Here is a 21,912-nt window from a genome sequence, read left to right as displayed (position 1 = left end):
TTAAATGCAAAACTTACTCTATAATACTAAAAGTGAAGAATTTATATTTGAAAAGAAAAGGTGAGCGTATGAAATCTCCGTTTGAACGGTTAAAAATAAACGAATCGCTCCAGACTGCTTTAAGCAGTATTGGATTTGAAAGACCAACTGATATTCAAGAGCGTGTAATTCCTGGAATTATCAACGGACAAGACATGATCGGACAATCACAGACAGGTTCAGGAAAGACATTTGCGTTCCTGCTCCCATTGATGCATAGAATAGACATCACAAAAGACGAAGTACAAGCAGTAATCACAGCTCCTACTCGTGAATTAGCACAGCAAATTTATAATGAGTTTCTGAAGATTTCTGAGCATATGCCTGAGGATAAACAGATCCGCGCAAAAGCAATTGTTGGTGGAACGGATAGAAAACGTATGGCTGAGAAGCTTAAAACAGTTCCTCAATTAGTGATCGGAACTCCAGGTCGTATAAAAGATTTGGTAAACGCACAAGAATTAGTCGTATATACGGCTAACATGCTCGTAGTGGATGAAGCTGATCAGATGCTCGATATGGGCTTTATTGAAGATGTAGATTTGATCGCTTCTCGTATGGCTAACGAACTTCAGATGATGGTGTTCTCTGCCACAGTACCAGAAAAGCTGCAGCCATTCTTGAAAAAATATATGCAGAATCCTAAACACGTTCACGTTGAACCTCAGCATATTACTGCAAAAGATATCAAGCACGTTCTTATTCAAACAAAACACAACGACAAACTTCCTACACTGATCAAAACAGCAAGAAATTATAATCCGTATTTTGCGATTATATTTGCAAACACAAAAAAAGCAGTCGATGAGATCGCAGATGCTATGAGTGCTGAAGGAATGAGCGTTGAACGTCTTCATGGCGACATTCCGCCTCGTACAAGAAAGAACATCATGAAACGCGTTCAGAAAGCTGAGTTTCAGTTCTTAGTAGCAACGGATCTTGCAGCTCGAGGTATTGACATTAAAGGTGTCAGCCACATCATCAACTATGAGTTTCCTAAAGATCTAGATTTTTACGTGCATAGAGCAGGAAGAACGGGTCGTGCTGGAATGTCTGGAATCTGCGCATCTCTTTACGAGCAGACCGATCAGCATTCTGTTCAAAAGTTAAAAGAGAAAAAGATTGTTTTCCATATTGAGCAATACAAGAACGGTGAGTGGGTACCTGTGAAACCGAGTAAGAAAAGTACAGGTGCAAAAGAGCAAGATGGCGTTTATGTACCAAAACCACGAAAAGTAAAGCCAGGTTATAAGAAGAAAATGGACGAACAGAAAAAGAAACTTATGAAGAAGAAAAGAAGAAACATCAGATAGTAGGTTAGGGAAGAGGGGAAAATATGATTAAACTAGGATCTCACGTTTCAATGAGCGGTAAAAAAATGCTTCTCGCTGCGAGTGAAGAAGCTGTTTCATATGGTGCCAATACATTTATGATCTATACGGGTGCACCCCAAAACACGAGACGAAAAAAAATTGAAGACCTTAATATCGAAGCAGGAACGAAACACATGATCGAGAACGGCATCGCTGATATTGTTGTTCATGCACCGTATATCATCAACATCGGAAATGCTGTGAAACCTGAAACATTTGAGCTGGGAGTCGATTTCCTAAGAAGAGAGATCGAACGAACTGACGCACTTGGTGCAAAACAGATCGTACTTCATCCAGGAGCACATGTTGGAGAAGGTTCAGAGATTGGAATCAAGAAAATCATCGAAGGCCTTAACGAAGTATTGACGAAAGAGCAAAATGTTCAAATTGCTCTAGAAACAATGGCCGGTAAAGGATCTGAGTGCGGCAAGACATTCGAAGAACTTGCACAGATTATTGATGGTGTAACGCTTAACGAAAAACTTTCTGTTTGTTTTGATACATGCCATACACATGATGCGGGTTATGATATCGTTAATGATTTTGATGGAGTATTGAACCAGTTCGATAAAGTAATCGGAATGGATCGGATTAAAGTTTTCCACATTAATGACAGCAAAAATGTAACTGGAGCTGCTAAAGACAGACATGAAAACATTGGCTTTGGACATATTGGCTTCGATGCCTTAAATTACATCGTTCATCATGAACAATTTAAGGATATCCCGAAGATTCTTGAAACACCTTATGTAGGTACAGATAAAAACAACAAAAGACCTCCATATAAATTAGAGATCGAGATGATCAAAGCAAAAACGTTTGATCCAGAACTTCAGAACAAACTGTTAAACGTATAAGATCTAGCCAAATACACCTAAGAATAAACAAAAAAAGCCACACATCTGTGCGGCTTTTTTTGTTTACCTATCAATATACGTTTGAATTAAGTATTGGATATAGTTCGCTTTTTCAGGGCTAACTTCTTTTGCGATGGTAGCTATGATCATCTTTCGCTGTGATAGATTTTTGATATCAATCGTCTGCCTTCGCAATATGTTTACGATCTGTACGGCTTCTTTTTGTGAAATGGGAAGCTGATATTGCGCGGCTAGTGAGATCAGTTCGTTCGGACTGATCGAATTAAGTTTCTGATTTACAAAATGAACAATGATTGGATTCATTTAGAAACCCCCTCCCGACTTTCTCATTGTATGAGGGAGAAGGGGAGAAAGTGCTAAAAAAAGACTTCGGAACATTGTCCAAAGTCTTTTTGTTTATATTTTTATACAATTGTATGAAGAATAAAATTCATAAAGAATAAAAAGGCGATTACATACATCGGTGCTGTAACCTGTTTCTTCTGTCCTGACATCCATTTAACAAGCGGGTATGCGATGAATCCAAATGCAAGACCATCCACGATGCTGTACGTTAAAGGTATCAGCGCAATAATAAGAAATGATGGAAACATCTCTGTAAAGTCAGCAAAAGGAATATGCTGAATCTGCTGAACCATCAAACCGCCAATGATAATTAAAATAGGAGCGATAGCCCCATCAGGAATATAGGCGATGAAAGGTGCTGCAAACATGGAAAAAAAGAACAACACAGCAACTGTAATACTTGTGATTCCTGTTCTTCCGCCTTCTTGAATTCCAGATGCACTCTCTACCGTTGAGATTGTTGGACTAGTTCCAAATAAGCCGGAAACGATAGATGAAGCAGCATTCGCTTGGAAAGCTTTTGGAAACTTTTCTTGATCAGGTAACAGGCCATACAACAATCCCATATTCTCGAATGTGATGATCATGGTTAATGAGAACGTTGCTATCCAAAAGGAAAGCTCTGTTATCCCTGAAAAATCAAATGCGAATAACAATTCACCAAACGGCTTAAAGGAAAATCCTTCAGACATGCCTTTAACTTCTTGTGTATGACCCATAAAGAATCCAATAAGAGTAGTTAAAGCAATCCCGATTAAAAAACTTCCTTTAACGTTTTTTAGAAACAATGCCAGTGTGACCGAAAGACCAATTACCGTTAGGATAGCATCAGGACGATCTAAATGTCCTAACTTTACAAAAGTTGCGGAGCTCGCTTCGATGATTCCGCCTTTTTGTAATCCAATAAACGTTAAGAATAATCCGATTCCTACTGTGATGCTATGTTTCAATGATTGAGGTATACTTTTTGAAAGTATATCCTTTAAAGGTGTCGAAGCTGCGATTAAAAAGAATATCCCAGACATCACGACAGCAGCAAGAGCTTCCTGCCAGCTTAAATTCATACCTTGCACGATGGTATACGTGAAGAACGCGTTTACCCCCATGCCCGGCGTTAATACGATCGGAGCCTTTGCATACAACCCCATGATCAGACATCCAACTACAGAAGTTAGGATCGTAGCGAGAACTACCCCCTCATATGGCATCCCAGCATCTGCTAATATTAGCGGATTAACGACAATAATATAAGCGATAGTGAAAAATGAGGTGATCCCTGCAAGCACTTCTTTCTTTAGTGAAACTTGATTTTGTTCCATTTGTTCCTTCCTTAAATCTTAAAAACATCCCTCTCCCACCCAGCAGTTTCCTGCCAGAGTTGATTATATAGCAAATGTAGAAATATGGCTAGAGAAAATCGTTTACAATCTTGTGTCCACACTATATAATTTGACTTAAGTAAAAAAGTTGCCTAAAGGAAACATTTACTTTTTCTAAAATATTCACTTTCCTTCTTTTTGTTTCATACAATTGTGAAGGGATTATTTTTTAATTTAAAGTTGCACTTGGGCAAAAAAAGTTACTCGACGAAAAAGGAGGTCTTTTTCCATGATACAGGCATTACAAATCGATCATTTATATGTCTCATACTTAGGAAACCAAGTAGTTAAGGATATATCATTCTCAGTGAATCAAGGGAGTTTAGTGGGAATCATCGGACCGAACGGTGCTGGTAAATCAACTATGATGAAAGCCGCTTTAAACTTAATACCAAAAGATAAAGGTGATGTTTCTATATTTGGAGAGTCGCTTAAAAAATGGAGAAAAAAAATCGCATATGTTCCACAGCGTTCAGATATCGATTGGGATTTTCCAATCACAGTATTTGACGTAGTCCTGCTTGGAACGTATCCAAAACTAGGATTATTCAAGCGTCCTTCAAAAAGTGATAGAGAGTGGGCTTATGAATGTTTGAAGACGGTAGGTATGGAAACGTTCAGTAATCGGCAGATCGGTGAACTATCAGGTGGACAGCAACAAAGGGTATTCCTTGCAAGGGCGCTGGCTCAAAAAGCAGAGTTGTTCTTTCTTGATGAACCATTCGTTGGAATAGATGTTGCGAGTGAAGAAACGATTATTCATATTCTGAGAGATCTAAAAAAAGAGGGAAAAACCATTTTGGTCGTACATCATGATTTGAGTAAAGCTGAGTCCTATTTCGATCACTTACTGCTTTTGAATAAAAATATGATTCAATTTGGAGCATCTGAAGAAGTTCTTCGGCCAGAGGTGATCACAAAAGCTTACGCCAATCAGTTCTCATTTCTTCAGCCTAAAGGAGTGAATGTGACATCATGAGTATTTTTGAATTCTTTCAAGCGTTATTTCAATATGAATTTTTACAAAAAGCGTTATTTACCTCAGTAGTTGTAGGTATTATTTGTGGGATTGTTGGATGCTTCATTATTTTAAGAGGCATGGCCTTAATGGGGGATGCAATCTCACATGCCGTGTTACCTGGTGTTGCGATCAGTTACATGCTAGGAATCAACTTTTTCTTCGGTGCGGTTATAACGGGGGTTCTTACTGCGATCGGAATCGGATATGTGAGCCAGAATAGCAGAATCAAACATGATATGGCTATAGGGATCATGTTTACGAGTATGTTTGCTGTAGGAATCGTGATTATTACGATGATGAAAAGCTCTGCCGATCTGTATCACATTCTTTTCGGTAACGTTCTTGCTGTTCGAATGAGTGACATGTGGATCACTCTTGGAATTGGGGTACTAGTAATCGGTCTTGTCGTCTTGTTTTACAAAGAGCTCCTCGTTTCAACATTTGATCCAACAATGGCACAAAGCTATGGATTGCCAAACAAATGGATTCATTATTGTTTAATGGCAGTATTAACAATGGTCACGGTTGCATCTTTGCAAACGGTAGGGATTGTTTTAGTAGTTGCGATGCTGATAACACCAGCAGCAACGGCTTATCTCTTAACCAATCGATTATCTGTAATGATTTATCTGTCTGCATTAATAGGTGTTATTTCTTCGGTGTTTGGCTTATATTTCAGCTTTACGTATAACCTGGCATCAGGCGCAACGATCGTTTTAGTTTCAGCTTTTCTGTTTGCACTCGCGTTCTTCTTTTCCCCATCACAAGGAATCGTTTGGAAAGCGCACAAATCTAGAAAAAACAGACTAGAGCTGTTGGAGAAATAGGGAGGATGATTGCATGTTTAAAAGAATGACAAAGCTCTTTTTAGCAGGGGCATTATTAGCGGCTGCAGCAGGATGCAGTGCTGGTGAAAATGATTCAGAAAAGGTAAAAGTCGTAGCTACTTATTCTATCATCTATGACTTAGTTAAGAATGTAGGAGGAGACAAGGTAGAAGTTCATAGCTTAGCACCTATTGGTTCGAATCCACATGAGTATGATCCGCTTCCAGAAGATGTTTTAAAAACAACGGATGCAGATGCAGTATTCTACAATGGGCTTAATCTCGAAGAAGGAAATTCTTGGTTTGATAAACTAATGAAAACAGCTGATAAAGATGGCAAAGATGCACCAGTTTACCGTGTTAGTGAAGGGGTAGATGCGATTCATCTAGAATCTAAAGGTCTTGAAAAACAATATGATCCACATGCATGGATGAATATTGAGAATGGAATCAAGTATGTTGAAAACATTCGAGATGCATTGATGAAAGAAGATCCAGAAAACAAAGAGTACTATCAAAGTAACGCTGAAAAATATATTGGTGAACTAAAAGCTCTTCATGACAAAACCATTTCAGAATTAAACAAGATTCCTAAAGAGAAACGTGTACTTACTACGAGTGAAGGTGCATTCAAATATTTTGGAGAAGCCTACAATATGGAAACGGCTTATGTTTGGGAGATTAATTCTGAAAATCAAGGTTCACCACAGCAGATTAAGAGCTTGGTCGATTTTCTAAAAGAAAGAAACGTTCCAGCTCTGTTCGTTGAAACAAGTGTTGATGCAAGAAGTATGGAAACTGTATCAAAAGAAACAGGAATTCCTATTAAAGGAAAAGTGTTTACCGATTCTCTAGGTAAGCCTGGTAAAGATGGAGACACGTACAAAAAAATGATGGAATGGAATACAGAAACCATTATTGAGGGATTAAAATAAAACATTATGAAGAAGCTGAAAATGATTCAGCTTCTTTTTGTTTTTATTAAACAATGCTTTATAATACATAGAGTGAAGTTTGCAATAAAGGTGGAAAAAGGTATGAATATAAAAGCAGTCTGTTTTGATATGGATGGTGTGATTGTAGACACGATGCGTCACCATGTTGAAGCGTGGCGTCATGCATTCAATGAAAATGGCTATGATCATGAAGAGTTGGTCTTTTACTTAAGAGAAGGAATGCCAGGAAAAAATACCATTAAAGATGTTTTTGAACATTCTAATGTCGATGTTAACAAAGAGATGATTGAAGATATATATGTACAAAAAAGAGATTACTTTAAGAAACATGCTCAATATGATTTTATAGAAGAAACTGTATCTACGCTTAAAGCCTTAAGTAAGGAGCAGATTCCTATTGCTGTCGTTACAGGGAGTAGAAAAGAATTTGTTTTTGAAGTGTTAAGTAAACTTCCTGTGACTTTTGATATAATTGTTACTGGAGATGATGTAAAAGAAGGGAAACCATCTCCTGAACCTTATCTATTAGCTATGGAGCGATATTCATTCAAGCCATCAGAGTGGCTAGTTATCGAAAACGCACCACTTGGTATACAATCTGCCAAAGGGGCAGGAGCATATTGCTTAGCTATTGAAACGACTCTTGATGAAAAGTATCTAAAAGAAGCAGATCAAATCATCAGACCAAAAGATTTATTGCACAGTGTTAGGAACCTCATAAAAGGTATGGAATAAAACGTGTATAAGCATGCTCACAGAGCATGTTGTTTTACTTTGTACATATTTCGTGTATACTATGAGACAGTTTAAATCGTACTCATTACTACTTATTTTTCAATTTCTCACGGAGGTTACTCATGAATAACAATATAGAATCGATAGCCATTCGTGTAGATGATCTATCGTTTCATTATGGCGATAAAAATGTTCTCCAACATGTAACGATGGAGATAAAAAAAGGATCTTTTCTTGGACTAGTAGGTCCGAATGGTTCAGGTAAATCTACACTAATCAAATGTATATTAGGTCTTCAGAAGCCTCAAGAAGGAAACGTTTATCTATTTGGGGAAAAAGTAAATAAGTTTAATGACTGGGACAAAGTAGGGTATGTTTCACAAAAAGCGAATAGCTTCAATACAGCTTTTCCGGCAACAGCGTTTGAAGTTGTATCGATGGGGCTTTTCGGTAAAGTAGGATTGTTTAGATTCTTAAAAGCTTCAGATAAGAACAAGGTGTGGGAAGCGTTAAGATCAGTGAACATGGATCAGTATGCCCACCAGAACATAGGTGAGTTATCTGGAGGACAGCAACAGCGTATCTTTATCGCGCGAGCTTTAGTCAGTGACCCTGAACTATTGATATTAGATGAGCCTACCGTTGGAGTCGACACTGAATCATCAGATTCTTTTTATAAGATGCTGAAAGAACTGCACCGTGAGAATAACATGACTCTAGTTTTAGTAACTCATGATGTTGGTGTCATGACGAATTATGTTACGGATGTAGCTTGTTTGAATAAACAGATTCATTTTCATGGAAATACAAAAGAGTTTGAGGAAAGCTCTTCTGAAAATATGTCTGCTTTTTATGGTCATCATGTTCATGTGCTTCACCATGATCATGGTCACGAGTAAGGGGAGGAACACATGTTACCGTTCTTAAAATATGAATTTTTACAAAATGCCTTCTTAACAGGAATTATGGTTGGTTTGCTTGCTCCTGTATTAGGGGTTTTTATTGTGGTAAGACGGCAAGCGTTAATCGCAGATGCTTTGTCCCACATCACCTTAGCGGGTATTGCTGCCAATTTGCTGTTAGGAAAATGGTCTTCCTTTTTTGCTGCCGCTAATCCCATCTACATGGGGATGGCTTTCTCGGTAGGTGGAGCCATATTTATTGAACAACTTAGAAAAGTGTACAAGCATTATGAGGAGCTTGCTATACCTATTATCATGTCAGCTGGAATCGGTCTGAGTGTCATCTTTATCTCAATGGCAGATGGTTTTAACACAGATCTGTTCAACTACCTCTTCGGCAGTATTATTGCAGTTAAGCGATCAGATGTTTGGACGGTTTTTGCTATTCTTGTTGTTGTTCTTTTGTTCGTGTTTTTTATGTACAAAGAATTATTTGTCTTATCTTTCGATGAAGAGCAAGGAAAGCTATCTGGAATTCGAAGCAATTGGATCTTGGTTGCTTTTATGGCGATAACAGCTTTAGTCATTGCTGCATCTATGAAGATCGTAGGCATTCTATTAGTATCAGCACTTATGACATTACCCGTTGCTGCAAGCATACGGATCGCAAAAGGATTTAAACAGGCGATTTGGCTCTCCGTTCTTTTTGGTGAGATATCAGTAATCTCTGGCATGTTTCTGTCATACTACCTAGACCTTGCATCAGGCGGAACGATTGTTTTATGCTTGGTTGTCATTTTGTGCTTAAGTATTTTTTATAAAAAATTTACAGGTTCCAGAAAGGTGGGTCACTTGTGAAATTTGCGATGACGATTGAACAAGCAATGGAGCTTTTAAAGAAGAAAGGTTATAAGTATACGGAAAAAAGAAAAGATCTTCTTTCATTATTTGCTCGTGAAAAGAGATATCTTACAGCTAAGGAAGTCCAAGAAGCACTTAAGGACAAGTACCCTGGGCTTAGCTTTGATACGATCTATCGAAATTTAACCACCTTCGTCGAATTAGAATTACTTGAAGAAACAGAGTGGGAAGGTGAGAAGAAGTTTCGGTTTACGTGTTCACATAATGAACATCATCATCACTTAATCTGCCTTACATGTGGAAGTACGAAGTCTATTCATACGTGCCCGATGGAAGTGTTAGACAGTGAATTGAACGGTTTTGATGTCACGGGTCATAAGTTTGAGATCTATGGTTATTGTGAAACATGCAAAAGTTAAACTTTTTATATGTATTCAAGTATGTATCTCCTTTTATTTAGCCAAGCTAAGGTGAAAGGAGGTTTTTTTATGCCTGAAGTAAAATGTAATGTATCAAATTGTACGTATTGGGGGGAAGGTAACAATTGTGTAGCAGATGCCATTCTTGTTGAGATCGACAAGCATGCAAATATGTCTATTGACATGAGTGCAGACGGTAGCCTCCATGGTGATGCAGCTCATAAAGATGCTGCTCACGATACAGCTGAAACATGTTGTCATACGTTTAAAGCAAAACATTAAACAAAGAGGCCAAAAGCGGGCCTCTTTTTCAATGCCCATAAACTAACATCTATGAAAATGTTACTTTAAAGCCATAATAAGAACGCTCCTTAACACGATAAGAGGGGGAATCATCATGGCATACGAAAGAGATGAACGTACTATAAATAACGAAGCAGCATTTCGTGAAGAGATGGCTGCAGAGGCTGTACCGGTTCCTGTAAGAAGTGATATGACGTTACCTGAGAACGAGAGACCTCGTTATTCAGATCGAGACGATCACAGACATGAGCACGAAGATTCACGGGAAAGAGCTGGAGGTAAAGCGACTGGAATCATCGCAATCATCCTATCTGTTTTATCTTTGTTCATACTTCCTGTGTTGTTTGGGGCAGCGGGTATTATAGTCGGATTCATTGCCAGAAGACAAGGTGCACATTCGCTTGGTAATTGGGCGATCGGAATAGGAGTCGTATCAATTATCATTTCGTTGTTTTTTGCACCATTCTTTTAAAGGAAAAAGGAGCAAAGGAGAAGCTAACCGCTTCTTCTTTTTTATGGAATAAGGCGTTTTAAAAAAGTTTGAGTAGGCTTTGTAGCTTGAAGAAGTAATTGATTTCCGTTTCAGATGCTCGCTTTCCGCGGGGCAGGCGGTGAGCCACATTCGTTCGTTACACTTTTAAGTGAATCGTTTAGCCACGACAAGCAAAAGGTAAATAGACTTAGAAGGGGTACTTTGCTCTTCAAAGACCGTTTAACTTTTGACCTCGACGGGCTAGTCACTGCAACTAGACAGGAGGCTCACCGTTCGCCCCATAGAAAGCGTGCAACCTGGAGCGGAAATCAACTACTTTCAGGAAACACCAATGTATACGAAAACAGTATTTTGAAAAAGCAAAGATCGATTATAGCAATAGAAAAAAGCTCCCAAAGATGGGAGCTTTTTAAAATTTATACTTGCTGAGCTGCAGCTTCAGCTTTTAACTTCTCTTCATGTGCTTTTGCTAAAATGTCGACTTCTTTCTTAAGTTCATCTAATAACTGATCTTCTGGAATCTTCCTTATGATTTCTCCGTGGCGGAATAACAATCCTTCACCACGAGCTCCAGCAATTCCGATATCCGCTTCACGAGCCTCTCCAGGTCCGTTTACAGCACAACCGAGTACAGCAACTTTGATCGGTGCACGTACGTTCGAGATATATTCCTCAACTTCGTTAGCGATTGAGATAAGATCGATCTCGATACGGCCGCAAGTCGGACAAGAAATCAATGTGGCAGCATCGGAAAGCAGGCCGAAAGATTTCAATAGTTCGCGTGCAACCTTAACTTCTTCAACAGGGTCTGCGCTTAGCGAGATACGAACTGTGTTACCAATTCCTTTATGAAGGATCGCACCTAGTCCTGCAGCACTTTTTACAGTACCCGCAAAAAGTGTACCTGATTCTGTGATCCCAAGGTGTAAAGGATAATCAAAGGCTTTTGCAGCTTTTTCATAAGCTTCGATAGCCAGGTTAACATCAGATGCTTTCATGGAAACGATAATATCATGAAAATCAAGATCTTCTAGAATTTTAATGTGGTGCAGAGCACTCTCGACCATACCATCGGCAGTAGGATAACCGTACTTCTCAAGATATTTCTTCTCAAGTGAGCCCGCGTTAACGCCGATTCGAATCGGAATTCCTTTAGCTTTTGCAGCTTTTACTACAGCTTCAACCTTTTCGCGACGACCGATATTACCAGGATTGATTCTAATCTTGTCTGCTCCACCTTCGATGGCTTTCAGCGCAAGCTTATAATCAAAATGAATGTCTACAACTAGTGGAATATTAATTCTCTTCTTTATGTCTGCGATTGCTTCTGCCGCTCGCATATCAGGACATGCAACACGTACCACTTGGCAGCCCGCTTCTTCCAAACGTAAAATTTCAGCTACTGTAGCCTCAACATCATGTGTCTTTGTTGTTGTCATACTTTGTACAATAACCTGATCAGTACCACCTATTGTTAAGTTTCCTACTTTTACAGGTCTTGTTTTAGAACGGTGGGTGATTTCACTCATCGGTGAATCGCTCCTTTTTTCAAATTGACAGTATTATTCTGTCCTATCATCAGTTCATTTTAGCAGGGAACATTTTGTTTTGACAAGTAATGTTATCTCACTCACTTAGAATATAAAGGGAATTTGTAGGATTTACCTAATTGTATACTCTCTGGATTGACTCCAGGGTTTAATGATTTGAAATCTTTGATCATGGATACAATGGAATAATTTTTATTAGAATTAAGTTTCTCTACAACAGAAATTAACGTATCTCCAGGTGTTACTTCATACGTTTTGAAAGTTTGTTTGTTCTTATCTTGTTTCTTTTCTGTATGTATTTCTGCGTTGGCAGGACTAGACTGAGGGAGTGTCCCGATTTTTAAATCATAAGCTACCACATATAAAACAAGCATGATTACACAAACCCTTATGAATCGTTTCATAAAAATCCCTCTCCTTTCGCATATGTTACTATATGCTTGTCCATTTTCTTTATGACAAGTTTAAAGTGACTTCTTTCTTGAGCATGGTGTAAAATGGAAAGGCGGAAGGACAGAAAAATTTAATTTCTGCGTATCTTTGTAGTTGTACCGATTGGAGAGGTGAAAGTAATGAAAAAAGCGAAAATCCTTGCACTGCTATCTATAATGACTGCAGCGCTATTTATTGCTCCATTAACAATGTATGCTGATGCTGTACCTGGCGACATTATCGTTACGTTAGGTGAGAACTTAACAGAAGAACAAAAAAACGAACTTTTAAAAGAAATGGACGTTCCTGCTGATGTAGAATCTGTGGTTGTTACAAACGAAGAAGAGCATCAATACTTAGGTAACTATATTTCAAAAGCGCAAATTGGATCAAAAGCGATCTCGTCGACAAAGATTACAATTGGTGATAAAGACCAAGGGTTGTCGGTCAAGACAAATAATATCAATTGGGTAACAGAAGAAATGTATATGAACGCTTTAACCACTGCAGGTGTGACAGATGCGGAGATCTATGTAACAGCACCATTTAAAGTTTCAGGAACAGCTGCTTTAACAGGTATCATAAAAGCGTACGAGTCTACAGCGCAGATTGAGATTCCAGAAGCTCAAAAACAAGTTGCGAATGAAGAGATGGTAAAGACTGCAGAACTTGGTGAGAGAATTGGAACGAAAGAAGCCACTGAGCTGATGACACGTGTCAAAGAAGAAATTGCCAAAAATCCGGTACAATCAGAAGAAGATCTGCGTGCTTTGATTGAAAAAGTCGCGAAAGACATGGGGATTGAACTGACACAAGAAGAACTAAACGGGTTGCTTGCGTTGTTCAATAAGATGAAAGATCTAAATATAGATTGGGATCAAGTTCAAAATGGCTTAAAGGACATCAGTAATAATCTAGGGGATTTCTTAAAAGATGAGGAAACGCAGTCTTTCTTCCAAAAGATAATTGATTTCTTTATGGCTATCATTGATGCGATCAGATCACTGTTTAAATAGAACTTAAAAAAAAGCGGCGGAAAGCCGCTTTTTTATTTTTTTCTCGGAATCTTTGTTATAGAGAGAACACAAATGAGAAAAGCTAACACCCAAAACCACAAAAATGAATAGGGGATATGTACGTTTACAAAGAAAAGGACCGTTAGTAATACCGATGGAATGGTGATGGAGTAACAAGATAGTACCCAAAGATGTCTGTATGACTGTCTTCTCTTGAGGAGCTTTGCAACAGGAAGAATGAAAGCAGCTAGTATAGAAGCGCCAGAAAATAAGATTCCTGAAAAGAGAACATACATCACTATATATATGACAGCTACAATGATTGGGAAAACGCCATCCAATGTTGATGCGAAATTCTGCATTTGATCAGGATTCAAACCATAACTCTCAAAATTGTTCAAAGGATTATTTTTAGACATAAGACTCACTAAAAATAAGCTAAAAACAGGTATCATACATAACAGTGTCAACAATAAAACATACATGATGGTACTGCCGACCCCTAAGAAACGGAAGTTTGCGATAGATTTTAATGACCACAAACTTTTAACAAAGCGAATATGTAATTTCATGTGAGAAGCTCCTTTAATTGTTAGCATAATTAGTTTACATGAACCAAGAACTTTCGACAATATGCTTCAATTGTAAAGGTAATGTTACAAATGCTCTATTTTTATTTACACAAACAATACAAATAGAGATAATGGCGTAGGTTGATAAAAGATAGTTAATAAGGAGCTGTAAACATTGAATTATCAAGAAATGTTATTTCAATTTATCGGAGGACTGGGGATCTTCTTATTTGGTATTAAGTACATGGGAGATGGCCTTCAAAACTCTGCAGGAGACCGATTACGAGAAATACTTGATAAATTAACAACAAATCCTTTTATGGGAGTTTTAGCGGGGATATTCGTAACAGTATTAATTCAAAGTAGTTCGGGTACGACTGTTCTTACTGTAGGACTAGTGAATGCTGGTTTCTTAACATTACGCCAGGCTATTGGTGTCATCATGGGTGCCAATATCGGTACTACGATTACATCATTTATCATCGGTATCGATGTAGGAGAGTACGCACTGCCAATCATTGCAGTTGGTTCGATCTTAATATTCTTCTTTAAGAATCCTAAATACAATTATTTTGGACAGATCACATTCGGTTTTGGAGCACTATTCCTAGGTCTTGAACTAATGGGAGATGGTATGAAGCCACTACGCAGTCTTCAATCATTTCAAGATTTAACTGTTTCTATGAGTGATAATCCGATCCTTGGTGTAGTAATTGGGACGTTATTTACGGTAATCGTACAATCATCAAGTGCAACAATCGGGATTTTACAAGAACTTTACTCTCAAGATATGATTGATCTTAAAGCTGCACTGCCTGTGTTGTTCGGTGATAATGTCGGAACAACGATCACAGCTATACTTGCGGCGATCGGTACGACTGTTGCAGCAAGACGTGCTGCTCTGACACATGTTATCTTTAACTTACTTGGAACATTGATCTTCTTAATCTTACTTGTTCCATTCAGACACTATATTGAATTTCTATCAACAAAGTTAGATTTAGAGCCTGCTATGCAGATAGCTTTTGCGCATGGAACATTTAATGTGACGAATGTTCTTATCCAATTCTGGTTTATTGGAGCATTAGCTTACATCGTTACAAAGTTAATAAAAGGCGAAGATGTTCTCATTGAATACAAAGCAAAACATCTCGATGAAATCGTCTTAGAAACAGCGCCATCATTAGCGATTAGACAAGCGAAACAAGAGATCATTCGAATGGCTAACTATTCACAGAACGGATTAAAAGAAGCGATCACATATTTGAACGAAAAAGATAAGAAGAATGCAGACCTAGCCTTGCAATATGAAGAAGCGATTAACAACTTAGATCGCCAAATCACGGCATACTTGGTCAAATTGTCTGCTCATCCATTAACTCCACAAGAATCGAACGAACACTCGATGCTATTAGATACTTCTCGTGATATAGAGCGTATCGGAGATCATATGGAGAATATTATTGAGCTTGTGGACTATCAATTACGAAACAATGTACGTTTAACAGATACGGCCAAAAAGGACCTTGATGAAATGTTTACGTTAACAGTTTCTACTGTTGATAAAGCGGTTAAGGCACTTGAAGAAGGTAATGTTGAACTTGCTAAGGAAGTCTTAAGCTTAGAAGACAAAATCGATAAGATGGAGCGTACACTTCGTAAGCAACACATAATGCGTATGAATGAAGGCCAGTGTGATGGAAATGCTGGTATCGTCTTCGTTGATATCATCAGCAACCTTGAAAGAATAGGCGACCATGCTGTTAACATTGCAGAAGCAGTATTAGAGAAGTAAAATGAAACCAAGAGGCTTTTTAGCCTCTTGGTTTTTTAGTTAGTGTTTTTAGAATATAAAGGAGAAGTACATATGGATATTTTATATTGGATCATCATCGGTCTAGCTTTTGCCATTAGCTTTGTAGCGTTAATCTATCCCATCTTACCGGGTGTATTATTTCTTGCGGCAGGCTTTATCATCTATGGATTTGCGTTTTCGTTCGAACCTTTCACACCATTCTTCATCATTGTTCAAGTGTTATTGTTTATCAGTTTATTTGTCATTGACTATGTAGGAAATGCATACGCAGTGAAGAAAAAAGGCGGGTCAAAGGCAGCTCTATGGGGAAGTACGATCGGTTTGATCGCAGGACCATTTGTTATACCGGTCGCAGGGATCTTGATCGGGCCCTTTATAGGCGCAGTATTAGCAGAGCTTCTTTTTCAAAAGAAAGGACTTAAAGCCGCTGTATCAATAGGGATAGGGACTGTTCTTGCCTTTGTCGGTACCACACTTATAAAAGTGCTTACGCAAGCCATTATGATTGGTTATTTTTATTTCCAAGTCTTATAATACGCTCTTGCTAATTATGTACCACCATGCTATATTATTTTTGTTCTGAAAAAGCACAAGTGTTCGTTTAGATGAATTTTAAAAATGTTATTGACTTTAAATGAAACATCGTGCTATAGTAGTTCTTGTCCTTAACAAACGTTAAGACGTTATTCCACAGTAGCTCAGTGGTAGAGCTATCGGCTGTTAACCGATCGGTCGTAGGTTCGAGTCCTACCTGTGGAGCCATTTTGGCGGTGTAGCTCAGCTGGCTAGAGCGTACGGTTCATACCCGTGAGGTCGTGGGTTCGACTCCCTCCGCCGCTACCAAAATGTTTCTTTACTCACGATGGCGGTCGTGGCGAAGTGGTTAACGCATCGGATTGTGGTTCCGACATTCGGGGGTTCGATTCCCCTCGTCCGCCCCATAATATTTACATAAGTTTTTCCAATGGACCCTTAGCTCAGTTGGTCAGAGCGGTCGGCTCATAACCGATTGGTCGTAGGTTCGAGTCCTACAGGGTCCACCATAATCGAGGAGGTATACCCAAGTCCGGCTGAAGGGATCGGTCTTGAAAACCGACAGGGGTTTAACGACCCGCGGGGGTTCGAATCCCTCTACCTCCTCCATTACATATTGGCTCGATAGCTCAGTCGGTAGAGCAGAGGACTGAAAATCCTCGTGTCGGCGGTTCGATTCCGTCTCGAGCCACCATACATATAACATCAACCTTACGATAAGCGTGTCGTAAGGTTTTTTTATGTTTAAAAAGGGTACAGTGTTTAAGAATTGAAAGTTCATTCTAAATTTGATAAGGTAAACATGTTGAATACTTTCTAAACAAGAAAGTTGATTAACTGGTTTCACTTTTCAAGTAACTCTTGAAAATGAACATAAAAAATTTTACATATTATGAGGAGGAAATGAACATGGCTAAATTTGAACTGCCTGCATTACCTTATGAAACAAGTGCACTTGAACCGCATATTGACAAAGAAACAATGGAGATCCACCACGGTCGCCACCACAAAACATACGTTGATAACTTAAACGCTGCTCTTGAAGGACAAGCTGAATTCGAGAACAAAAGCTTAGAGGATCTTTTAACTAATTTAGATGCTCTTCCGCAAAGCATTCAAAACGCTGTTAGAAACAATGGCGGTGGACACGCGAACCACAGCTTATTCTGGGAAGTAATCGCACCAGGTGGAGCGAACACACCTTCAGGCGAACTTGCTGACAAGATCAACAACAAATTTGGAAGTCTTGATGCATTTAAAGAAGAGTTTGCAAACGCTGGGAAGACAAGATTCGGTTCTGGTTGGGCTTGGCTAGTAGTAAACAATGGAGAGCTTGAAGTAACAAGCACTCCAAACCAAGATACTCCTGTTATGGACGGGAAGACACCTATCCTTGGACTTGATGTGTGGGAGCACGCTTATTATTTAAAATATCAAAACAAGCGTCCTGATTACATTTCAGCGTTCTGGAACGTTGTAAACTGGGATGAAGTTGAAAAGCGTTACAACGAAGCAAAATAATTAAGTAACTAAGCCACTGGCATGCCAGTGGCTTTTTATTATGCCTTTATCGTGAATTTCATAATGATCAGATAATGATACTAGTAATTCATCTAGGGTGAAGTTGCCATCACCAAAGGGTACAGTGGACTGAACTACAAATACATTTTTGGATTGAAAGTACCAAAGTAGACGCTGATCTGTATTTTTATCCTTAGAACTCTGTAAGGTTTGAATCAAGAGTTGTTCATCAACAAGATCATATATCCAATACTCAAACAAATTCGTTCACTCCTTCTTTGCAAAAACTTGTTGTTTAAAAAATTTGTTGCTTTTGAATGTTTCTTTTTCACTTACTATGCGACCTATAGTCAACTGAGAGTGGAGATCAACTACTTTTAATGAGCACCAAAGTATATGAAAACAACTTTGCAATAAAATCCAATTTCTTTAAAAGTGAATAGCTCCTATCGTCTTGAAAGACACTAACGACGAAATGTAAGGGGGCGAAAACATGAGAATCAAAAAAATCATGGATACCGACCAATACCCTAGGGATTTGTTTTTACTGTTATTTGTAGGTGGATTGTTTACGTTAAGTACGGCTCTATCTAATACATTTGTTAACATATTTCTGTGGAAACAATCGGGAAAGATCACCGATATTGCCTGTTATAACCTTTCTATTGTTGTAATGCAGCCAATAGCGTTCTATTTTGCTGGTTGGTTTGCGAAAAAGATCGATCGCGTCATCGTATTAAGGATTGGAGTTTTCATCCTTGCTTTGTTTTATATAGGAGTCCTTTTGATGGGTTCGATGGCAAGTAACTACATCATTTTATTAGGAGCCATGTTAGGATTCGGGTTGGGATTTTACTGGCTCGCGTTTAATGTTCTGACTCTTGAGGTTACAGAACCCGAGACTCGAGACTTTTTTAATGGATATTTAGGTGTTCTAAATTCAATATCAGGAATGATCGGACCACTGAGTGCAGGTTATATCATTACTAGGATGGACAAACATCTGGGGTATGAAACCATATTCAGTATTTCGATGGTTTTATTTTTGATAGCAGTTGTCATCAGTTTTTTTTTAAAGAGGAGAACAGCAGACGGTCTGTACGGTATCAGAAAAGTTTTGCAAGAACGTAAGCACGATAAAGCTTGGTTGCAACTATTAAGAGCACACTTTTTTCAAGGATTTCGGGAAGGTACTTTTATTTTCTTAATCGTCATTTGGGTGTACACGGCTTCTAAAAGTGAATTTGCTCTTGGAACGTATGGTTTCATCCAATCTTTTGTTTCGTTTATCGGATATTATTGTGTATCCCATTACTTGAATCCCAAAAATCGTATGAAGGCGATATTTGGAGGAGGGCTGCTCTTATTCGTATCCCCATTCATGCTGCTACTTCCTATTTCATTTACACTTCTCATTATATATGGAGTATCAGTATCGATCGCTTATCCTTTGTTGTTAGTGCCTTATGTGTCATTAACTTATGATATTATTGGGAAATGCCGTGGTATACACGAAAAAAGGATTGAATATATCGTTGTTCGTGAGATGTATCTGAATGCAGGAAGAATCGTTTCTATTCTTACGTTTATCATCGTAGTACACCTTCTATCTGAAGAAAAAGGCATTCCATTATTACTTCCTATTCTAGGTGCTGGACACTTTATGATTTATTTTTGTTTAAGAAAAGTTTCGTTCCCCACATTTAACTCTTCAAAAACGATTGAGATCGCTGAGACTCAACAAGATGGTAACAACACAAATAAACAATGATTATCTTTTGACATAATTACCTTGGTAAGGATACTATTATTATGTAGATATAATTACCGGTTCACATTAGACACCTTTTTTAAGGTGTCTGTGCTGTTTTAAAGGGAGATTTACAATATTATGAAAACAAAAGATAAAAAGAAAAAAAATCATGTTCCGATTCGTATCAATGCCTTATTTATCTCTGTCTTTTTTCTCTTTTCTGTTCTAGTTCTCCGTCTTGGCTATGTACAGATTGTTAAAGGAGAGGAATATCAGCGTACAGCCTATTTAACAGAAAATGTTACAACGAAATTGGATGCTCCGCGTGGAAAGATGCTTGATGCTAATTACCGCGTAGTTGTTGATAATGAACCAGTTTTCTCTATTACATATACGAGAACACAAGAAGCAGATGTTGATGAAAGACATAAGTTGGCACAGAAGCTTGCAGATCTCATCGAAAAAGGAACAGAAGAGTTGACGGAGCGAGACAAAAAAGACTATTTTATTTTTTTGAACGAAAAGCAAGTTGAATCAAGAATCTCGAAAGAGGAAAAGAAAGATACACCTCCGGAAGAGCTATACGATCTTATGCTAGAAAAAGTAACAGAAGAGGATATCAACTCATTTTCTGAAAAAGAACTTGAAGTGCTGGCTATAAAAAGTGAGATGGACCGAGGCTATACACTATCTCCACAGCGTATAAAGATTGGTGCGACCGAAAAAGAGATTGCGACCGTCAGTGAACACTTACCTGAGTTAGAAGGTGTGGATATTAAGCCGGATGCTGAACGTTCTTATCCATTTAATAATTCATTCCGTGATATATTTGGCCAAGTAAAGCAAATTCCTAAATCGAGAATGGACTATTATACTTCTCGAGGAAACGATCGTAATGATATGGTCGGAACGAGTTTTCTTGAAGAACAATACGAATCATTGCTCCGCGGTACGAAAACGAAGATTAAATACGTAACCGATAAAAAAGGAAACCCAGTAGGAGATCCCGTTGAGGAAGAGGGAGCAAGAGGTAGCGATCTTGTATTAACAGTAGACATGAGTCTTCAACAAGAAGTCGAGAAAGTCATTGAAGATAAATTAAAAGACGCGATCCGAGGTAAAAACGCATACGATAATAGTAAATTAGACAGTGCCTATGTAGTAATGATGGATCCGAATACGGGTGCGATCCTTTCAATGGCCGCAAAAGAATATGACCGAAAGACAGGAAAGTTTAAAGACATTCCCTTTGGTAACGTATATCATTCTTATGCGATGGGCTCGACCGTTAAAGGAGCTACCGTACTTACAGGTTTACAACAAGGTGTCGTTTCACCAAATACCGTAATAAATGATGCACCACTTACATTTGGAGATGGACGTTCTTTAAAATCACATGAAAGTATGGGACCGGTTGATGCTGTAGAAGCTTTAGAGCGCTCATCTAACGTATACATGTGGCATATTGCCATGAAACTTGCAGGTTACGATTATTCAAACAAGCGATTTAATGAAAACAAAGTTCAAGAAGCGTTTGAAATCTTAAGGAACTCATATAGCCAGTTCGGACTTGGTGTCCCAACTGGAATTGACCTTCCATCTGAAGCGACCGGGTATAATACAGGCATGAGCCGTGAACTCTCCCAAGCCATGTTCTTCTCTATCGGACAGTTTGATACGTACACACCGATGCAGATGGCTCAATATGTTTCAACCATTGCGAACGGCGGGTTAAGGATGCAACCGCACCTCCTGAAAGAGGTGAGAGAGCCATCCGTTGATCCCAATAAACTTGGAAAACTTCAGTACCGTTTTGAGCCTAATGTGTTAAACAAGATTGAGATGTCACCGAGTCAGATTAAGGTTGTACAAAAAGGATTTTATGAAGTGATGCATGGCAATAACGGTACCGCAGCTTGGAAGTTTAAGAACAAAGATTATAACCCAGCAGGAAAAACAGGAACCGCTGAGATCGATAAAGCTACCGGAATCGTTAACAAAACGTTAATCGGTTATGCCCCTTATGAAAATCCAGAAGTAGCATTTGCTGTTGTCGTTCCCGATATTAAAGAAGGAAATACGAATAGTGAAATAGCTGAAGGTGCTCTGGATGCTTACTTCGCTATGAAAAAAGAAGGAATTCCAACTAAACCAGATCCTATAGAAGAAAATCAAGAAGAATCACGCT

Annotated in this window: 23 protein-coding genes and 6 tRNA genes; 23 read left to right on the top strand and 6 right to left on the bottom strand. The window is 38.5% G+C overall.

All coding sequences use genetic code 11. The annotated features are described in order from the left end of the window. The first annotated feature begins 68 nt into the window (after positions 1-68). Both IHV10_RS19030 and IHV10_RS19025 read left to right on the top strand, forming a co-directional pair. Positions 69-1,352 carry a DEAD/DEAH box helicase gene (locus IHV10_RS19030; RefSeq protein WP_197133153.1) on the top strand — a complete coding sequence of 428 codons (1,284 nt, stop codon included), beginning with the start codon at positions 69-71 and terminating at the stop codon, positions 1,350-1,352. 23 nt (positions 1,353-1,375) lie between these two features. Then, on the top strand, positions 1,376-2,269 hold the full coding sequence (locus tag IHV10_RS19025; RefSeq protein ID WP_197133150.1) for a deoxyribonuclease IV: 894 nt from the start codon (positions 1,376-1,378) through the stop codon (positions 2,267-2,269). Between the two features lie 63 nt (positions 2,270-2,332). On the opposite strand, the gene IHV10_RS19020 is transcribed toward IHV10_RS19025, so the two are convergent. Continuing rightward, the gene (locus IHV10_RS19020) at positions 2,333-2,593 is read right to left on the bottom strand and encodes a DUF2624 domain-containing protein (protein WP_066396234.1); all 261 of its coding nucleotides are present in this window, start codon (positions 2,591-2,593) and stop codon (positions 2,333-2,335) included. A 101-nt stretch (positions 2,594-2,694) separates the two neighbouring features. Continuing rightward, positions 2,695-3,954: an NCS2 family permease gene (locus IHV10_RS19015; RefSeq protein WP_197133148.1), complete on the bottom strand. Its 1,260-nt coding sequence runs from the start codon at positions 3,952-3,954 to the stop codon at positions 2,695-2,697. 289 nt (positions 3,955-4,243) lie between these two features. Between IHV10_RS19015 and IHV10_RS19010 the strand changes: the two genes are divergently transcribed. The 9 genes from IHV10_RS19010 to IHV10_RS18970 all read left to right on the top strand — a co-directional run bounded on the left by IHV10_RS19010 (position 4,244) and on the right by IHV10_RS18970 (position 10,509). Continuing rightward, entirely contained in the window at positions 4,244-4,993 is a 750-nt protein-coding gene (locus tag IHV10_RS19010; RefSeq protein WP_197133145.1) for a metal ABC transporter ATP-binding protein, read from the top strand. Further along, positions 4,990-5,862: a metal ABC transporter permease gene (locus IHV10_RS19005; protein ID WP_144699028.1), complete on the top strand. Its 873-nt coding sequence runs from the start codon at positions 4,990-4,992 to the stop codon at positions 5,860-5,862. The genes IHV10_RS19010 and IHV10_RS19005 overlap by 4 nt, the downstream gene beginning before the upstream one ends. A gap of 13 nt (positions 5,863-5,875) precedes the next feature. Further along, positions 5,876-6,796 carry a metal ABC transporter substrate-binding protein gene (locus IHV10_RS19000; RefSeq protein WP_305069424.1) on the top strand — a complete coding sequence of 307 codons (921 nt, stop codon included), beginning with the start codon at positions 5,876-5,878 and terminating at the stop codon, positions 6,794-6,796. Positions 6,797-6,898: 102 nt separating this feature from the next. Beyond that, the gene (locus tag IHV10_RS18995; RefSeq protein ID WP_197133142.1) at positions 6,899-7,552 is read left to right on the top strand and encodes an HAD family hydrolase; all 654 of its coding nucleotides are present in this window, start codon (positions 6,899-6,901) and stop codon (positions 7,550-7,552) included. A gap of 122 nt (positions 7,553-7,674) precedes the next feature. Beyond that, positions 7,675-8,451 (top strand): metal ABC transporter ATP-binding protein, encoded by a 777-nt coding sequence (locus tag IHV10_RS18990; protein ID WP_197133138.1) that lies wholly within the window; start codon positions 7,675-7,677, stop codon positions 8,449-8,451. Between the two features lie 12 nt (positions 8,452-8,463). Next, positions 8,464-9,312: a metal ABC transporter permease gene (locus IHV10_RS18985; RefSeq protein ID WP_197133135.1), complete on the top strand. Its 849-nt coding sequence runs from the start codon at positions 8,464-8,466 to the stop codon at positions 9,310-9,312. Between the two features lie 8 nt (positions 9,313-9,320). Continuing rightward, complete coding sequence (locus tag IHV10_RS18980; protein WP_197133415.1) at positions 9,321-9,734, top strand: Fur family transcriptional regulator; 414 nt, start codon at positions 9,321-9,323, stop codon at positions 9,732-9,734. Between the two features lie 69 nt (positions 9,735-9,803). Next, positions 9,804-10,016 carry a DUF1540 domain-containing protein gene (locus tag IHV10_RS18975; RefSeq protein WP_144699038.1) on the top strand — a complete coding sequence of 71 codons (213 nt, stop codon included), beginning with the start codon at positions 9,804-9,806 and terminating at the stop codon, positions 10,014-10,016. A gap of 115 nt (positions 10,017-10,131) precedes the next feature. Beyond that, complete coding sequence (locus IHV10_RS18970; protein ID WP_197133132.1) at positions 10,132-10,509, top strand: DUF4190 domain-containing protein; 378 nt, start codon at positions 10,132-10,134, stop codon at positions 10,507-10,509. Positions 10,510-10,946: 437 nt separating this feature from the next. Here IHV10_RS18970 and ispG read toward each other — a convergent pair whose 3' ends face one another. Together ispG and IHV10_RS18960 are read right to left on the bottom strand one after the other, a co-directional pair. Then, positions 10,947-12,059, bottom strand: a complete 1,113-nt coding sequence (gene ispG, locus IHV10_RS18965) for a flavodoxin-dependent (E)-4-hydroxy-3-methylbut-2-enyl-diphosphate synthase (protein ID WP_197133130.1) — start codon at positions 12,057-12,059, stop codon at positions 10,947-10,949. A gap of 101 nt (positions 12,060-12,160) precedes the next feature. Further along, positions 12,161-12,484 (bottom strand): LysM peptidoglycan-binding domain-containing protein, encoded by a 324-nt coding sequence (locus IHV10_RS18960; RefSeq protein WP_197133128.1) that lies wholly within the window; start codon positions 12,482-12,484, stop codon positions 12,161-12,163. Between the two features lie 168 nt (positions 12,485-12,652). Here IHV10_RS18960 and IHV10_RS18955 point away from each other — a divergent pair, with 168 nt between their 5' ends. Then, a complete protein-coding gene (locus tag IHV10_RS18955; RefSeq protein WP_197133126.1) occupies positions 12,653-13,528 on the top strand; it encodes a DUF1002 domain-containing protein in 876 nt (291 codons plus the stop codon). 32 nt (positions 13,529-13,560) lie between these two features. On the opposite strand, the gene IHV10_RS18950 is transcribed toward IHV10_RS18955, so the two are convergent. Next, positions 13,561-14,100 carry a DUF1189 family protein gene (locus IHV10_RS18950; protein ID WP_197133124.1) on the bottom strand — a complete coding sequence of 180 codons (540 nt, stop codon included), beginning with the start codon at positions 14,098-14,100 and terminating at the stop codon, positions 13,561-13,563. A gap of 190 nt (positions 14,101-14,290) precedes the next feature. Between IHV10_RS18950 and IHV10_RS18945 the strand changes: the two genes are divergently transcribed. From IHV10_RS18945 to IHV10_RS18905, 9 genes are all read left to right on the top strand, one after another. Beyond that, positions 14,291-15,895, top strand: coding sequence for a Na/Pi cotransporter family protein (locus IHV10_RS18945; protein WP_197133413.1), 1,605 nt, complete (start codon positions 14,291-14,293; stop codon positions 15,893-15,895). A 72-nt stretch (positions 15,896-15,967) separates the two neighbouring features. After that, entirely contained in the window at positions 15,968-16,450 is a 483-nt protein-coding gene (locus tag IHV10_RS18940; protein ID WP_197133122.1) for a DUF456 domain-containing protein, read from the top strand. Positions 16,451-16,603: 153 nt separating this feature from the next. Next, positions 16,604-16,678, top strand: a tRNA-Asn gene (locus IHV10_RS18935). 4 nt (positions 16,679-16,682) lie between these two features. Then, positions 16,683-16,759, top strand: a tRNA-Met gene (locus IHV10_RS18930). Positions 16,760-16,781: 22 nt separating this feature from the next. Continuing rightward, a tRNA-His gene (locus IHV10_RS18925) sits at positions 16,782-16,857 on the top strand. 25 nt (positions 16,858-16,882) lie between these two features. Further along, positions 16,883-16,959: transfer RNA gene (locus tag IHV10_RS18920), tRNA-Ile, on the top strand. Positions 16,960-16,966: 7 nt separating this feature from the next. Then, positions 16,967-17,059: transfer RNA gene (locus IHV10_RS18915), tRNA-Ser, on the top strand. Between the two features lie 9 nt (positions 17,060-17,068). Continuing rightward, positions 17,069-17,144: transfer RNA gene (locus tag IHV10_RS18910), tRNA-Phe, on the top strand. Between the two features lie 215 nt (positions 17,145-17,359). Further along, entirely contained in the window at positions 17,360-17,971 is a 612-nt protein-coding gene (locus IHV10_RS18905) for a superoxide dismutase (RefSeq protein ID WP_197133120.1), read from the top strand. Here the strand turns inward: IHV10_RS18905 and IHV10_RS18900 are convergent, their stop codons facing one another. Next, positions 17,972-18,232, bottom strand: a complete 261-nt coding sequence (locus tag IHV10_RS18900) for a hypothetical protein (protein WP_197133118.1) — start codon at positions 18,230-18,232, stop codon at positions 17,972-17,974. 232 nt (positions 18,233-18,464) lie between these two features. Here IHV10_RS18900 and IHV10_RS18895 point away from each other — a divergent pair, with 232 nt between their 5' ends. Further along, positions 18,465-19,742 carry an MFS transporter gene (locus IHV10_RS18895; protein ID WP_197133116.1) on the top strand — a complete coding sequence of 426 codons (1,278 nt, stop codon included), beginning with the start codon at positions 18,465-18,467 and terminating at the stop codon, positions 19,740-19,742. A 120-nt stretch (positions 19,743-19,862) separates the two neighbouring features. Next, positions 19,863-21,912, top strand: a 2,050-nt coding sequence (locus IHV10_RS18890) for a penicillin-binding transpeptidase domain-containing protein (protein ID WP_197133114.1), incomplete at its 3' end; no start/stop codon positions are given.

Origin of the sequence: Fictibacillus sp. 5RED26, assembly GCF_015903895.1 — a bacterium.
In the GTDB taxonomy this organism is placed as follows: domain Bacteria; phylum Bacillota; class Bacilli; order Bacillales; family Fictibacillaceae; genus Fictibacillus; species Fictibacillus phosphorivorans.
Note: the sequence above shows the minus strand (reverse complement) of the source record. Positions and strands in the feature narration are given on the sequence as shown.